General features: G+C 56.0%; 12 protein-coding genes and 2 pseudogenes. All 14 read right to left on the bottom strand.

Going from position 1 to position 13,404, the window contains the following annotated elements:
* Positions 1-621: 621 nt before the first annotated feature.
* Positions 622-2,565 (bottom strand): VirB4 family type IV secretion system protein, encoded by a 1,944-nt coding sequence (locus tag NGM06_RS18250; protein ID WP_254268322.1) that lies wholly within the window; start codon positions 2,563-2,565, stop codon positions 622-624.
* Positions 2,562-3,575, bottom strand: coding sequence for a TraC-like domain-containing protein (locus NGM06_RS18255; RefSeq protein ID WP_254268323.1), 1,014 nt, complete (start codon positions 3,573-3,575; stop codon positions 2,562-2,564). Before NGM06_RS18255 ends, NGM06_RS18250 begins: the two co-directional genes overlap by 4 nt.
* Entirely contained in the window at positions 3,572-4,879 is a 1,308-nt protein-coding gene (locus NGM06_RS18260) for a TrbL/VirB6 family protein (protein ID WP_254268324.1), read from the bottom strand. The genes NGM06_RS18255 and NGM06_RS18260 overlap by 4 nt, the downstream gene beginning before the upstream one ends.
* 80 nt (positions 4,880-4,959) lie before the next feature.
* Positions 4,960-6,462, bottom strand: coding sequence for a DUF8186 domain-containing protein (locus NGM06_RS18265; RefSeq protein ID WP_254268325.1), 1,503 nt, complete (start codon positions 6,460-6,462; stop codon positions 4,960-4,962).
* A 200-nt stretch (positions 6,463-6,662) separates the two neighbouring features.
* A complete protein-coding gene (locus NGM06_RS18270; protein WP_254268326.1) occupies positions 6,663-7,079 on the bottom strand; it encodes a hypothetical protein in 417 nt (138 codons plus the stop codon).
* 408 nt (positions 7,080-7,487) lie between these two features.
* A complete protein-coding gene (locus NGM06_RS18275; RefSeq protein ID WP_368410455.1) occupies positions 7,488-7,928 on the bottom strand; it encodes an SWIM zinc finger family protein in 441 nt (146 codons plus the stop codon).
* 63 nt (positions 7,929-7,991) lie between these two features.
* Entirely contained in the window at positions 7,992-8,630 is a 639-nt protein-coding gene (locus NGM06_RS18280; protein ID WP_368410456.1) for a DUF6735 family protein, read from the bottom strand.
* A gap of 568 nt (positions 8,631-9,198) precedes the next feature.
* On the bottom strand, positions 9,199-9,510 hold the full coding sequence (locus NGM06_RS24335; protein WP_368410499.1) for a helix-turn-helix domain-containing protein: 312 nt from the start codon (positions 9,508-9,510) through the stop codon (positions 9,199-9,201).
* A gap of 167 nt (positions 9,511-9,677) precedes the next feature.
* Positions 9,678-9,764, bottom strand: a pseudogene (locus tag NGM06_RS24340) (hypothetical protein); the annotation flags it as partial.
* A gap of 229 nt (positions 9,765-9,993) precedes the next feature.
* Positions 9,994-10,203: pseudogene (locus NGM06_RS24345) on the bottom strand (Fic/DOC family N-terminal domain-containing protein); the annotation flags it as partial.
* A gap of 86 nt (positions 10,204-10,289) precedes the next feature.
* Entirely contained in the window at positions 10,290-10,781 is a 492-nt protein-coding gene (locus NGM06_RS18290) for a DUF7995 family protein (RefSeq protein ID WP_254268329.1), read from the bottom strand.
* 176 nt (positions 10,782-10,957) lie between these two features.
* Positions 10,958-11,407 carry a toxin-antitoxin system TumE family protein gene (locus tag NGM06_RS24350; RefSeq protein ID WP_368410457.1) on the bottom strand — a complete coding sequence of 150 codons (450 nt, stop codon included), beginning with the start codon at positions 11,405-11,407 and terminating at the stop codon, positions 10,958-10,960.
* Positions 11,408-11,935 (bottom strand): winged helix-turn-helix domain-containing protein, encoded by a 528-nt coding sequence (locus NGM06_RS18295; RefSeq protein WP_254268330.1) that lies wholly within the window; start codon positions 11,933-11,935, stop codon positions 11,408-11,410. It lies immediately after the preceding gene.
* Positions 11,936-12,321: 386 nt separating this feature from the next.
* On the bottom strand, positions 12,322-13,248 hold the full coding sequence (locus NGM06_RS18300; protein ID WP_254270056.1) for a transcription initiation factor IIB: 927 nt from the start codon (positions 13,246-13,248) through the stop codon (positions 12,322-12,324).
* Between the last annotated feature and the right edge of the window lie 156 nt (positions 13,249-13,404).

Genomic DNA, 13,404 nt, shown 5'->3' on the forward strand with positions numbered 1-13,404 from the left:
AAATGATTTCATTTGTTTTCCGTAGTTTCTTGAGATTCTATGCTGACTTCGATCTGTAGCACACTGCAGCAGTTTCCTCCAGAGATGAGTTCTACAGAACTACCAGACAAGATGAGATAATTGTCGGTAGAAGATATAGATCGAGTTCAGGAGAACTGCTAGGTAGACCGAAACAACTAGCCTGAGAGTAGTCGGTGAGAACTCGGGAAAAATGGTGTGGGGCTTGATGGATCAAGAATAGGCCATCGCCGAACTCGAGAGAACCACTCCACAGGTCCAGACAATATAGAACTCAGGAAAAACGGTGTAGGATCACGTATGCCACTCATTAGACGATAAGAACTCCGGAAGAATGGTGTGGGGTGTACTTAGTTATTAGAGTCACATGCTTCACCAGAACTCGGGAAAAATGGTGTGGGTCTCTACCTGATCAACGGATATAGCGACTCCTCAAGAACTCGGGAAAAATGGTGTGGGGTCAATCACTTCCGTAACAAACCTGACACAGAACTCGGGAAATTTGGTGTCCCATTAGCGTCCTTTGTTCTAATGCATTGGCGAACTTCGCTCCGCATTTACTCATCCACGCACTCGTTGCGGGGTGTGTCTCCCCTCTATAAACTATCTCACGCGATCACCGCCACAATCAATAACGTCTGCTTCGAAGTCGCTCGCCCGAACTCGGAGTGGGAACCAACCTTCTTCGTCGATACCGAGTAACGCTTCGGAGAATCCGTCGTCTTCGTTCCCGGCCTTTGCGGTTCGCACCCAGTTCACCTCACGCTCGCTCAAGTCGAACCACTCAGCAAGCTTCTCGGCTTCCTCCTTCACGCGATGGACGAGCGTCACCGAACAGAGGTTCGCAATTGTCCGAGCCTCGGGCGTCAGTGCAAACTCACCGCCAGTCTGGGTGATGAACTGTATCGAGAGGTCGTAGTGGCGACTATGCCTGACTGCTGTCTCCAAGAACTCCAGCGATGTCGCGTCGTTCATCAAGTAGTGCGCTTCGTCGATGACGAACACGACCCGCTTGTCGGTCTGTTTGGCCCGCTCGTAGACCGCGTTAAATAGAACCTGCATCATTAGGCTCGTCTCGGTTCGACCACGGGTTCCCTCCTCTTGATGGAGGTCCAGATAGATGACCTTCGAGTCGAGGTCGAACTCGGTCTGACGTGCGAGATTGGCGAGGTCGCCGTCAGGTCGGAACGATGGCCGGAGATCTTTCAGCAGCGATTGCGCATCAGCGCAGACGCTATCCTGTTCACCTGTAGTGGTATACCCGAACGCCTCGGGATCGTCCAGTAGGTCTTCGAGGGTGGAGATAACGTCCCGTACTGTCGGCGATTCCTTGTGATGCGTCGCAGGGTTACGAGTGATGCCCTGTCGCTCGTAGGTCTCCTGAACGGTCCGCCGAAGCGTCTGCTTGCGGTCGCCGAGCGGGTTGTTGGCGACGTGGGCGAAGAACGTCTCGAAGAACGTGAGCACCCACGCAATCTGTTCTCCCCACGGGTCCAAGTCTGGCACGTCTGCAAGTACCGAATCAGGGGTCGTCTTCAGTTCGAGGGGGTTGAACCCTCGTGTCCCGCCGACAGTCACGCGCTCACCGCCGAGGGTGTCGTTCACGCCAGCGAAGCCAGCCAAGGGGTCGAGCATGACGATGACCGAGTCCTCGTCGTACATCGCCCGCCGAGTGAGGTGGAGTTTCGTCGAGAAGGACTTGCCTGCGCCGAGTTTCCCGATGACCATCATGCAGTAGCCGGTCTCTCGGTTGAAGCGGTCGAAGATTAGTGGACTCTCGTTGAGCGCGTACGTTCCGTACTCGATGCCGGGTTCGGCGAACGCACCGGAAACGAACGGGAACATCGCGCCGACCGCGCCGCTCAACATCGGCGTCTGCGTGTCCATAGTCTCGTTCAGTTTGTCGACGCCGACAGGGCTTCCAGAGACGAGCGTATCCAACTGCGACCACCGTGGTGTCACGGGCGTCAGGTTCGCGGGTGAACGTCGCGCCGTGCTGGTGACGGCATCTGTCCCGAGATCGTTCTGGGACGGTCCACGCGAGGCCAGATACATCGAGACGTCGAACGCCTTCGTTGGCGTGTTCCGAAGGACGTCGTACATCTCCTGATAATCTTCGAGGTCTTTCTTGACACCCCGCGCTCCGGCACGGCGTTTCTCGGAGAGGTATTCGTAGTCAGCTTCGAGGTCCTCGATTCGGTTTTCGAGTGAGTCGAGGGTGGCCCGCGTATCGCGTGGGTCGAGATGGAGTGAGATGTCCGTCTGGCGTGTTTCGGCCGTCGAATACAGCGACTCGAAGAGGCCGTCCGTGGGCGCATCGGGATACTCCCCAACCCAGAGCGTCTGTGTCCACTCCGTCCCGGTCTGGACTGCGTTCGGCCGCTCGTCGATACTCGACGGCGTGACGATAGTCTGGTGAATGTCCGGAACGGTGGCTAGTTCGTCTGCATTGGTTTCATGCGCGACGGTCGGACTATCTGAACTATCGTCCTGTTCGCTCTCCGTCTCCTTGCTACTACTCCAGAAGGGTAGTTTCTCTCGAATCATGCCTTGCTCCGGATAAGCGGATTCGTTCGCAGAACGGACTCCATATCACCGTAGTCGAGGTTCTCGCCTGCCCAGAACTCTCCGATGATTTGAGTCGCTTCGGTCACGTCGACTCGGTCTGCGTTACAGCCGCCGATTTCTCGAAGTCCTGTCTGGACCTGTCGTAAGCGTTCGTCTAGCGTGTCTACCATCGCTTCTTGCTGCTCGGCGCGACGGGGAGCGAACCAAGCCTGCACGAAGAGGCCCAGATAGGGTAACTCGGCGAATTTCTGTGTGAGACTCTCGCGTTCGAACTGCACCTCCTGTGGTGCGACGGGAACGATGACGTAGTGATCACGGATGGTCATCTGACGCTCGTCGAGTTCCGCCTCGTACCACTCGACGTAGTGTTCGATGAGCGCTTCGAGCTGTGGGTTCGATTGCACGTCTTCGTCATCGAATCGGCTTCTGTACCGGTCCAGATACTCGTCTGCAGGGAACGTCTGGGTCGTCGAGTAGATCTGGATTGGGAACTCGATGGTCGTGTTCAGAAAGTCACGGAAGGCGGTGGCTTTCGTCTCCCACTCCGCGTCAGTTGCGAGGGCCATCGTCGGCGGGCTCACCTGCACCATCCCGACGAAGACACCGTCCGTCCGTTCGATAGCACCACGTTCGGGATGGACCTGTTCGACCTGCGTGTACTCCTTTGCTTCTTCGTGAGCGTGTTCAGTCGAACTCGCATGGAAATCGAGGAACGTCGCTAGCCAGTCGAGACTGGACGCGTAGACCGGCGTGAGATAGACGAACAATCCACCGAATGCGATTGCGAGCCCAGCGACGGGCAACGTTAGTCCCTGGACGCGATACCCGCCGACGGTAAGACCCGGTGGGAGAACAACCTGCATCACGAGGACGACAACGACGCCGGGAAGGAGTGCGACTGAGAGGTCCGTCAGGGTGTAACTCCCGAATAATTTCGTGTCTGTACCGAGCGATTTCGGAATCCGTTTCGTTGGGTCACGTTGTTTCATTGGTTGGAGGAACTAGTAGTCGAATTAGAGTCCTTCTCAGGACGGTCGTCAGGTTGGCTCTGTGAACGACTCGAACGAGACTCGTCGGAACGAAGATTCTCGAAGGTTACGTCGCGGCTACTGGAACCAGACCGCTGCGTACTACCAACGTTCGACGTATTGCCGGATTCACTGCCGTCAGTCTGGAGGCTATCTCGGAGTTGCGTTCCCGCGGAATTGAGCCTCGAACCCACGGCGTGTGCCCGCGAGTTGCCCGACCCGAACATCGTCTGTCCGTCCTGTCTTACAGGCGAGTCATCACGTACGCCGCGAGCGAAGTTTCGGCCACTCTGGGCGACGGTCTTGCTCTGCTCGCTGGCGGTCTTTATTCGTCCTGTCGCTCGTCGCGCAGATGCGTGGCGGCCGATGCGGTCGGCCATGAAGAACACTGCACCGGCCTGCCAGAAGAGGACGAACGGCGACAGGACGGCGACGATGGGGATGACGAGGGCTGTTAGCCATGCACCGACGCCGCCCATCGAGAGGTCGAAGCTCGACCCTAGAAGCTCTCCGAGGCGGAACAGGAGCGCAACTGGCAGCGTCATGAACAGGAACGGGACGTAGAATCCTGCGAGTCGTTTCATCAATCGAGAGACCATGGTGAATGGCCCGACACCGGGTATCCAGAATACGATCAACAGCGGCATCATAAGCGTAAACAGATAGAGGACGACCTGCCGCAGGAAATAGATGAGCGCCAAGAGGACGAACAGCCCGAAGTCCGCACTGAGGGTAAGGACGACGCCGAGGGCTCCCATCGAACTGAACGACAGCGTCTGGAACAACGACACCTGCGAGAGGTCGGGGACCAAGAAGACGGTCAGCTCGCTCAGTAGTTGACGGGCGAGTGCATCGACCCACCACCAAGCTAACAGTCCGAGTAGCCCGGAGAAGGCTCGCTTCTTGAGTTTCGTCCGGTGGTAGTTACTGAAGAGGTAGCTCGTCGATTCGAGGAAGATCACGAGTCCGAGCGCAAGCGCGTACAGGAACAGCGAGATGGGGATAATAGCATCCCAGTAGTAGTCGTAGATTTTCGGCCACGGACCATTCGTGGGCCGACTGAACACCGTTTCGGGATGCGGTGTCTCGACGACCGTTGTCACGAGGACGTCCGCGTGCTGTTGGATAACGCCCTTGATTGGACTGAATAGCACTCGGAGTGCTTCCTTGATCGCCCAGACGATAACGTCACCGAGTGAGCCACCACCGCCGTCTTGGGCAAGCGCAGGTTGAACGGCGACTATCAGGCCCACGAAGACGGCCAACGGTGCTACTCGTAGTGTTCTGGCAGAGATTCGATTCCGTAGTTGCGCTACGAAGCGTTGTAGAATTGCTTGTTTCCTACTCATATTCCTCTCCACGGTGGCCAGAGTCTCCAGCCGGTGAATCGACTAACGATGAAGACGCCGAAGAGGTAGACAGAAGCGAAGACGGCGATACGGTACAGTATCGAAGCGATATCGAGGCCGGCGCTCTGGACGTATAGACTATCGCTATCGCCGACGTAGCCGGTGGCGTGTCGCCACCAGTGGCCGGGCTCGTAGCGTGCCGAAATACCACCACTCGGCCGAGCAAAGGTTTTGACGATGGTTCCATTCTCGGACGTATTCACGCGCTCTCCGTCGAGGACGACGTAGCCGGTACGGCCAGTTGTGTTGATTGGGTCGCCCATTGCTCGGTCCGAGAGCGTTACCGAGACTGTGACCTGCTTTTCCGTTCGGTTGACGACGTTGATCGTCAGGTTACTCTCATTGGTCGGAATATCAGCGAACGACGAATCAGTTACTTCCGCATCGACGCCACGAACGAGGCCAGTCGCCGTGACGTTTGAAAGCGTTCGAGTCGGTGTCCGTGCCCGAGTTGCAATACCGTAACTGGTCATGTACGGCTGTTCGACCACTTGAAGCCGTACTGGAGTCGGCAACGACGGCGGCCGTTCTTTCGTCCCGTAGGTGTCGAGGAGCAGTACACTCCGTCTCGGAACTGCCGTTGGCCCCGTCTCGCTTGGATAGGCATGTACTTGGAGCGGTTGTAGTGACGACGGCGTTACTGCCTTCCCGTTTTCAGTACTCGTCACAAGCGTGTCCCACGCCGGGTTTCTTGCCGAGTAGAACCGCCAGGCGCCACGTACATTCCCGTTTGACATTGAATAGCCACGCCACGGATGGTTCTTGTAGACGACTAATCCGAGGTCGCCATTGGGATAGCGTGTCTCGAACCCGGAGACCGACAAGTCGTACTCGACCACGTTGATCGAGTCACGGACAGTAACGGTCTCGACCGCACGTTCGGAGGTTACATTCCACGTTCGGCACTCACCATCGGCGGCTCGGGAAGTGCAGGCCTTGGTTCGTTTCTGTACTGCGGCGCTGATTTCAGCGACCAACGTCACCGTATGGGATTCGCCGGGATACGTTGCAATCGAGGAATACTCGATAGTGGGCGTATGTGTGCCTGCGGTCGTATTCTCGACGGTCTCATCGACTTTCAGGCGTATCTCTGAAATCCGATGGTCGCTTACCGTCCAAGTCACGTTCTGATCGTCCGAGGTCTCGTCGGCCGGGGGTTCGACTCGGTAGTCGATCGTTCCGAGGACCGTGCCGTTCGGAGCGACGTAGAGCGGTTGCTCTGTGGGTGACCGTCGAACGCGCGTCGAGGGTTGGACGGCAAACACCGAGGCGTAGGCATCCTTCACGAAACTTCCGTTCGTGAGCGTCGCGTTCGGCGGATGAATCGATTCGTTGGCAGTTGTCTGCGGGAAGTCGTCGATATCGCCGCTGTTCCACCGTTCGACTGCTTTCGGTGGCGACTCGTATGGAACGTCCGTTCGCTTCGCTACTTCCTCCATTGGTTCTGTCGATTGACTGGACCACTGATTCGATTGGCTCGACGCGCGCTCGTCGCTGTCCCTCGACCAGAGCGTATAGTGAGTCGAATTGTTCACGCCGTGGTCCGGGTCAGGCGGTGGCTGTGCAACAGGTTTGGTCGTGGACGTGACTGGCGCTCCGACGACGAGGGTGAGGACACAGAGGCTTCCAAGAACGGATCTTAGAAGCTGCAACTCGCCCCTCCAGCGACGATGTTGTTGAGGACAAACTGGAGAATCGGCGTCGCCAGCGGTGCGACGATAACCCCCCAAATGAATCCCTGATTTCGGATTGTCTTCAGTTCCTTCTTGATATCGGCTCGGCGAATTGTCGGGATAGCGACGGTCGCGCCGAGTGCGAGAAAGCCGCCGACGAGAGGGCCGCCGAATTGCAGGACAGTAAACCCGTTCCGAATCGTGTCCGCCATATTACTCTGACAGAACGATTCGCCCAGCGATTGGGCACTTGCGGGATAGACGGCGATAATACTCAGTAGGATGAACGATAGCATGAGTATCCGGCCCCTCGATCTGTGTCGGTCGGTCAGCGTTTGGTAGTACGTTTCGACAGTTACCTTCCAGTATTCGAGTACGTTCATGGTCTAGACGGTCAAGCCGACAAGAGAAGCTAAGCCGAATGTGGACTAGCTGGGGCTTTGGGCCAGTCGACTCGTCCGTGAAGGAGTCCGCGCAAGATTTCTATTTAAATTTTCTCTTGCACATTGAAAGACAGAGGAAATTATTCAGGTCCCGGTCGCGGTAGGTGCTTTTCGCTGAAAGTTAGCGAAGCTCGAAGCTGAGATGACTATATTCCGCAACTTCGGTGTCAGCGTAAATCTACTGAAAGTAAGATCTCAAATGGAGAGACAGCGCTACTTATGGTTGTAATTGGACCTCGACTACGAGAGGACCGATAGCGAGGTGGCGTTCTCCCTAGGGGAGGACACTCCTTTCACAGTTAGTGCTCTGTTTCCGCTCGAGGCTAGCCAGTTTGAAGGAGATAAGGACTACTCGTCCGGGAGGTCACGTCGTCCATTGTAGTAACAATCCCAACAGGGGAAGTCACCCGAAAGGTCTGCACAGTCACAGTCAGGATTGTCTGGCGACTCTTCCTCACGTTCGCTACGACGCTTCGTGGCTTGCCGTTCGCTAATGCCACCGTCTGCGATGAGTTGTTGTTGGGTCGCCACTTCCAATATCGGTCGTCGAATCGCCACGGCGACTCGGTGTTTGCACGCACCACTATAGGTTTCATCGGCAGGACACGTACACGAGATTGGTAGTTCGTCCTCGACTTCGACGAGATACTCGTGTTCGTCCGGATTCGCGTAACTGTCGTTCCGAACCTGAACGCCATCAGGCGCGAGGGCGAATTCCATCGCTTCGTACTGCGCTCGTTTGAGGATGCGATTCGTCACGTCCAGTTCTTCGAGTGGATTCGTAGACATGGCTTACTGCAAAGAGGCCCGATTTCTCTGTGGCCTCTCGCCCATCAGAGGTGGATAGAACCGTTAGTGCGACACGGAGGAAGTCCGAATAATGAGTTCTGTTCGTTCGTCTGTCCACGCGATGAGTTTCTGTTTCAGGTACTCAACGGCCTCCTCGTGGGTGAAGACGCCGCGGTCGAGCAAGTCGCCAGTAATCCGTTTCAGCGTCTTAAACTCGCCCTGCACGAAGCCATCTCCAACAGATTCGCCATCGTACCATCGAACAGTCCGAAGCGCACCGTATCCGTAAAGTGGACTCGCTTCGGCGGTATCGGCGACATTGTAAAGACCAAACCAGTGAACCCGGTATGCTGTTACGTCGAACTCGCTCGAAACAACGTAGAAGGCTTCGGTGTCAGCGTAGTTCAGATACTCCGTGAGGATTTCGTCTTTCGTCAGTCGGGTCGTTTTCGGCTTCACGTCGACTGCTGTCTGTGGTCGATCGTCTGCTCCGAGAAACGCTTCGACGATCGAGTCTGTGCTATCAGTCGATTCGAGAAGCTCAGTCAACAATTCTTGTCTGGAGTTAGTCTCCTTACCCCCGAAGGGTGTACGTGACGTTAGTTCTCGTTTCAGTCGAAGGTGGAGTCCACCGTTGTGCGAATAATGGAGGTTATACAACTCGTCGGGCCGTTCGTATGCGACCAATGCACGATGTCCCATTTCGGTTCACCTGCGGGACTTCCGAACGAGGCCCCGCAACCCTCAGGGGAGAAAAACTCAACGTCGCGTAGTAGGTCGCCAGAAACGGGTGAGACTCCTCAGGGTATTTCGTACTCGACGATATCTGTTGGACCACAATACGGACACTCCTCATCGTGGGCGTCAACTGTGGTACCACATCGTCGACATTCGTAGACGAAGGTAGGTTCCTGCGGCCTCCCGAACAAGGTACGGCGGAAAAAGGTCGCGGTCATCGCTTCCGTCCCGTGGAAGACTCATTTCCGGTGTATTCGCTCGGTCGCCACGTTCGCGGGATATAGCCTACTGTTTCGATGGTCGTAGCGTAGTCTCGAAGCACTTCGACAAGCACCAGTTCGGGGATTCCTGCTTCAGCGTGCTTCGCAAGTAGTCGTTCGAGTTCGCGCTCTGGGATATCGAGATTAGAACGTTTCGTACTCATAGTCTTTCAGACAGGCACGAAACGGAATGCGCCTGCACCCCTGCAGGCGCAGAAAGAACCACTTGGCGGATCTCGAAGTAGATTCGAGTGTATTATCCAACCAAGAATTCACTTGAGAATGTCGAATACGTCGACTGCTTTGTACTCTTTCCCGGTTACTTCTTCGATGAGACCATCTGCTTCGAGGTTGTCGACGATTTTGTAGGCAGTCCGTCGTGAGACACCGAGATACTCCACGAGGTCAGGTGCAGTGAAATAGGGGTACTGGAGTAATTGACGGGCGAATTCGTCCGTGCTCGTACTACCTGGGTACTCCTTTTCGTATCGCTGTTGGAGGTCACGGAGCTCGTGGGTTCGATTGTATGATGTTTCGGCTTGCGTTTGCAGCCTTCGAGGAAGAACGTGAGCCACTCGTCCCACGCACCTTCCTCGCTTACCGCGCGCATCCGTTCAACGTACTCGACTTTGTGGCGATTGAAGTAGGCACTCGGGTAAATGTATGGACTTTCCAGATAGCCTTCGCTCGCCAAGTAGAGAATGATGAGGAGACGGCCAAGGCGACCGTTGCCGTCCGAGAATGGATACACTATCTCGAAGAAGTAGTGGATGATCGCGGCGTCGATGAGCGGATGGTATTGTCCTCCCATCTGGATGTACGATTCAAGCGACTGCATGGTTCATCGAGTCCGTCTGGGCTTGGTGGGACGAACGGACGTTGTCCCGACTGTGGGCTCGTTAAATGAACCATATGGTCACGGAAGTCACCGACGACGTCACCGTCGTTACGGACGTCTTCGAGGAGCATCGAGTGAAGTTCTTTGATGAGTGAGAGCGTGATCGAACTCCCGCTCTCGATCTTCTCTAGGCCATATGTAAGTGCGCTCTCGTAGTTGAGGGCCTCTTTCAGGTCTTTCTCGATTGTAGTGTCAGTCTCGCGTCAGTCTCGCCGGAGGGATGTTGGGTGTGGGACGCTTCGATGTCCTGACATGCGACATCTGCGCCTTCGATTTGGGCAGATTCGACAGCCTCAATACGAATAAGCGAGGTGCAGAGAACCGCGGAGAAGTCTACCGTCGAGCTAATTCCGTCCACACGGTCGATTTGATACGCGGCATCGGCAACGAGGTCACGTGTCTAGTCCGGATATCTCAGCCCAAAATCTCGTCCAGTCCATTGCAGTCCTTGGCTAGCTCGGGCGCTCAATAATGGACGTCACCGGGGACAATCCAGAGATTCTCGCTCTCGTTGAGGATGCGGTCGAGGTGGTCTCGATGCCGGATGCCGCTCCCGTGTTCGTCGTACAGGAAGATGGTGGGACCATCGTACGCGCCTACTTGGTGGAACGCATGCCGAGCAAGCCCTTTGTCGCGCATGATCTCCTCGTCGCTCAGTTCCTCGATCGCATCCCGTACCCGATCGAGATTCCGCTTGAACTCGCTCTTCGTCGCCTCCCACCCACGTTCCAGCAGTTCCTGACCATCGTCGGAGTCGACGGGCGCTGCTACTGGCAAGTCACCCCACCGGGCTTTACCAGCGACTGACATGCCTGACTCATCGAATGTCACATAGTAGTCGAACACCGCCGTTGAATGTGAACTAGCTCCGACGAGTTGGTCGAACACCGTCTTCCCAGTCGCGAGTGCTTCGTCTCGTGTCGATTCCTCTACTAGCGAGTAAATGACCATATGCATTAATTCTCACTTCAGTTCGCCGACGCACGCGACTATATTCTGCGCTACTGGCTGGTGCGCCGGCACTCATCGCCGGCGCAGAAAAACTACGGCTGAGATTGATTATTTAACAGAGACGAAGTCGGGGCAGACCTGCAGTTAACCAACAAACCCGATATCTGCGGTATGGTGGTTACCTATTCGGATGACCACAGGCTCTTAAGCCGTTGCTCAATCGCCGTAAGCACGGTTGAGTACACTTCGAGTGGATGGAGTGAGGGAAGTTCAAGATCGGTAATCTCGGTCGCAGATGGGGGCTGATGGAAGTGCAACCGTGTGTTGTGCGTGTTTGGATGGCGATCCCAGCGACACTCCCACTGGTCCGCCTCGTCGTGTTCTTCGACATAATGAATCGAGAAGTCACCAGTCGTAAACCATCGGATGTCGAGGCGAACCGCTGTCACCGAGTCTGGGTATCGTCCAGTATCAAGGAGTGCTTGGAGCAGACGCGGTTCGTACGAATCAGGGTCGAATGCTGTTTCGTCGACGAGCGAATCCGATGCGAGGTGTCGCTCTAGGAGGCGCAACGTCTGTCGGTCCGGTGGCCCTGTTGAGTTAGGCACTGAATCCTCTGGTGGCTGACTCATTTAGGCTGGAATCAGATGGCCATCGTTCTGCGAGAGTTGGCGAGCGAGTTCGTATAGCCGAATATCCCGAATCACGCCCTGCCACTCGCTGACCGCTGTCATCCGTTCGTGGATGGTCTCATGATTGTCGTAGTCGAACACAGAGACGTCTGCCGGCTCTGTTGTCCCAAACTGGGACTCGTATTCAGCGCGCTGTTCTTCGAGTGCTTTCACGCGGTCGATTATCTCTTCGAGAGTGAGTTCGTCTGCGATTCGGCTGGCGTCCTGCCATTCGAGGTACCCCTCGTTTCGTTCGTACTTTGGCGGACGACTGTCTCTGTCTGCGCGGACGATGCCCATCTCCGTCAAACGGTCGAGGTGCTTTTTCGCGGCGTTCGACGAGCAATTTGCAAGCTCTGCGATCTCGGTATACGTCGTCGGCGACGTAATCCCGAGGATAACATCGTAGATACGGCCAAACGTGTCTGTTCCTTCCTGCCATCGCCGTTGCGAACCCTCGGATTCTGGGGTTGGATCAAACTCTGTCATAGCTGGCTCTACGCAGCCGAACTCAATATATCTTTGTATCCTTCAAATATATGCAAGAGTTAGTCTGTTGTGAGGACAGCAAATACCCTCGGCATTGATTCGTAGTAATCTGTGGCTCGTTCGCTATTCACTCTCCCAAACCAACCATCCAATCGAGAGGGAGGCGTAAATCTGTCTACAATTAACCAACAGACGCTAACACACCCCCGTCTGTTGGTTAAGCTCTATACAAGACCGACCTCGGTATTCCGTCTATTGGTCTGCTTCGGGATTCGTCCGTATCGGGGTGTACTGCAGATGTCGCATTCCCACATTGGCTGACCGCTCCACTCGTCATCGGAGACGGTCTCGAAACCAAGGAATCGGTGCCAGGGAAACACGTGCATTTACACAGCGAGTTCGTCTAATGTATCCCGATGGGTGCGGATGGTCACCGTCGAGACACTCGCGGCCCGTGCGACTTCTGATTGGACCATCAAGCGGCCAGCGTCACAGCCTGCTTTGTACAAGCACGCCGCGGCGAATCCTGACGGATCCGCGCCTGAAGCGACACCTACTGATTCTGCTTGGTCCGCTAATTGCCGGGCACGATGCCGAATCTGTTCGGGAATATTGAGTTCTGTGGCTACCTGTGGAATGAATCCACTCGGCCTCACCGGCTGGGTGGGAAGGCCGAGTTCCGTATTCAGCGTCTGATACGCAGTCCTCACTCGGGCGTGCTCGACCCGAGCCGGCTCGGTAATCTCTTCAAGTGTTCGCGAGAGACCGTTACACCGGCATACACCGTGAACACTCGCCGCGGCCATCGCTTCGATTGAGCGGCCTTGAAGGAGGTCTTCATTTTGGGCGCTCCGGAAGAGTTGGCACGCTTGGTCACGAATTGCCTCAGCGAGTTCGAGCGCGCTACTGATGCGACGGACTTCACCGAAGCCGTGTGCGAGGTTGCGTTCGGCTTTCGACTGGAAGCGCCCGCGGGACTGTTCCCGGCGGAGTCGACCGAGTTGCCGGCGCTTTCGCCCGGAGAGTTCGTTCCCGTTCGCGTCGGTCCCACGCCCGATTTCCGTCGAGAGGCCCCGATCGTGGTGCGTCGCCGTCAGCGGCGCACCCGTACGCTCTCGGTTCTGCTCGTCGTCAGTAAACGACCGCCACTCCGGCCCGTGGTCGATACGTTCCTCCTCGAGAACGAGTCCACACTCCTCGCAGACGGTCTCGGCTACGTTGGTAGTGACCCATCCGTCACACTCCGGACACTGGTTACTCTCGTCCTGTACGTCTTCGTCGAACGCCGTCTCGTAGATAGCACTACTCGCCATAGATATCACAACTTGTTCGAGGATGTCGCCGATTCGACACCCTCGCCCCTCGTGGGGTGTATAAAACTCTCCCGTGACGCACACCGTCTTCAGTCGACGACCTAATTGGCCTTGGATATCTGCTGAGCGTATAGACTGATCATCGCTACGTTGCTT

Origin of the sequence: Halorussus aquaticus (assembly GCF_024218795.1) — an archaeon.
Lineage (GTDB): Archaea > Halobacteriota > Halobacteria > Halobacteriales > Haladaptataceae > Halorussus > Halorussus aquaticus.